The organism is Amycolatopsis sp. NPDC059027 (genome assembly GCF_042739735.1).
GTDB lineage: Bacteria > Actinomycetota > Actinomycetes > Mycobacteriales > Pseudonocardiaceae > Amycolatopsis.
This window is the reverse complement of the sequence record NZ_JBHYIK010000160.1, coordinates 1-2,220: the sequence shown is the minus strand read 5'-3', so window position 1 is coordinate 2,220 and position 2,220 is coordinate 1. Positions and strand designations below refer to the sequence as shown.

Genomic DNA, 2,220 nt, shown 5'->3' with positions numbered 1-2,220 from the left:
AAAAAAAAAACATTAATCAATTATTTTTATTTTCACACCAATTTAAACCCCAAAATCAATTTCTTAAAACGTCCATATCCCTGAAAGGTTACCGACCGGGAAACATAATTTTTTGTACATTCTGTGAGGTAGAGGCGGTATATGTAAAGTAGTCGGTATGTGAATATCACATTCTAAAAAACCGCCGCCCTGTCTATAGCTGTACCAATATTTAAATACGTTTCGGGCTTTGTCTCCTTTATGGTGACGCGGTTTCCCTATAGGTATTGGGTTCACTTTCATAACGTACGGATATAATGAATTTACATCATAATGAAAGCCGCCATTTAATTCACTTTGAAATACTTCTGTACGTCCACCATAATATGCCTTGCGTATAAAATCCTCTGTAAACTCGCCCCATTTGCTATAACCGTAATTCGTGGAAATAGCCTTTTCATAATCTTCAGGATAATTCATTTGATATACTTTCATTGCAAGACTTGCGGTAGTAGGACATTTTAAAAATTCATGAATCGGCAAGCCGGATATTTCAATAAGCATTGTAACAATTTCATATAATGCCACACAGTCCAACCGTAAATATTCATTTAATTCAGGTTCATACGGATCGACCTTCATAAAATAATTCCCTTGGGATTCCCGGTCATCATATTTACCCGGGTCATTTGTGGGGTTTCCGTCAGCGTCAAGCGCCCATCCCAATTTCAAAATATGGTCTTTTAAATCTATTTTTGCTTTTTCTTGCGAAATATTAAAATCCTCACATATCTTTTTTAATGAACCCATTACAAGCTTGCTGGAATCATGAAATGTAATAGGTTGCGAAATAATTTCATTTTCTTCAGTTATTTGGGATTCATTAAGACCTGTTTTAAATACCGTAACGACATTATTAATAAAAATCGAATTTTTTAAATCCGCTTCAGGTAAAATGTCCTTTGCGATTTTTGAAATGTCGAAATCTAGATTATGAATAAATACATGACAATCGTATTTTGTGGTATACTGTGAGAGAACCGTTTTCAGGTTTTTAAAAGTGTTTGTCGCACGGTATCTACTACCGTCATATAATCCGACGCGGAAGACTTCCCCAAAAAGTCCTCGCGTCTCAGTATCAAGCGTAAGTATCTTAACGGGTTTACTTGCGCTTTTTTCTTTATTCTCTTTTTCCTTACTCATTTAAAATCCACCTCTCCATCGTAAATCCTTCGCTAAACGTTTCGCCGTTTTGATATTTACTTGCGGGAGATATTTCTGAATTAAATCCCCAATAAATTGAGCCTTTTCTTCATTGTCATATAAAACCCTCATGCCTGCATTTATTGCAATTAATAAATCTTTATATCTCCTTAAATCGGCTTTTCCTTCATATAGCAAAATCCATGAATTCATATCAGCCAGTCTAAGAGAATCAAAATTTCTCATAAATGCTTTATGCTGTTTCCTTTTATTATTGGGGACAACATGCATACTTATTGTTCCTATTTCAGCGGGAAGTTTAGCACCTAAAAAACCTCTTATAGATTCGATAAGATAATCAACGCTCACATGTCTGTAAGACCGTTTTAAGTCCTCTATCACATTTGCATCCATCATTGTGTCGGTTTTTTCTTTCCAGTAAATCATTAAATAGGGTTCAGTAGCTTGTCGGGCTTTTCTTTCAGCCGCTTTTCTTTTTCTTTCTTCAGCCTTCGCCCGCTTATTTAATTCTTTGTTATACCATTCATTAAATCGTGATTCGCTCCAATACCTTTTTGCGGAATGTTCGGAGACTTTAAATCCTAACCGTTTAATTAATTCAGATCGTTCATTTGCAATTAAACTACGACTCTTTTTCTTAACAATTTTATTTACTGTGGCAGGTTTATTTTTTAATTCCTTTATAACCTTTTTGTCAGTAATTCCGACTTTTTTCAAGGCAGCTATATTTTGTTTTTTCTGCTGTTTCTTCTTCAGCCGCTTTTTCTTCCCAATCAGTGACACCCCCTTTAAACACAAAAGTCACAGGGAAACGAATTTCCCTGTCAATTTAATATTTAAATGGCTTCTGCTTTTTGTGTCGGAATATAGCGAACAGAACCGCGTGACAGTTCGTCTTGTGCTTCAGCATGAAAATAGGAGACTATTGCAAGCATTTCTGAACGAGTGAAACTAATAATCTGTTGTGTATCGTCATCAAGCTTTTGAGCGAAACAATACATATTCTCCACTCTATCC

At 35.3% G+C, this 2,220-nt stretch carries 3 protein-coding genes; all 3 read right to left on the bottom strand.

Annotated features, from left to right (window positions below; all coding sequences use genetic code 11):
- Positions 1-63: 63 nt before the first annotated feature.
- Positions 64-1,182, bottom strand: coding sequence for a DNA polymerase (locus tag ACFWY9_RS44805; protein ID WP_378341761.1), 1,119 nt, complete (start codon positions 1,180-1,182; stop codon positions 64-66).
- Positions 1,183-1,986 (bottom strand): hypothetical protein, encoded by an 804-nt coding sequence (locus ACFWY9_RS44800; RefSeq protein ID WP_376912104.1) that lies wholly within the window; start codon positions 1,984-1,986, stop codon positions 1,183-1,185. It lies immediately after the preceding gene.
- Positions 1,987-2,039: 53 nt separating this feature from the next.
- On the bottom strand, positions 2,040-2,220 hold a 181-nt coding region (locus ACFWY9_RS44795), incomplete at its 5' end, for a hypothetical protein (protein ID WP_378341760.1).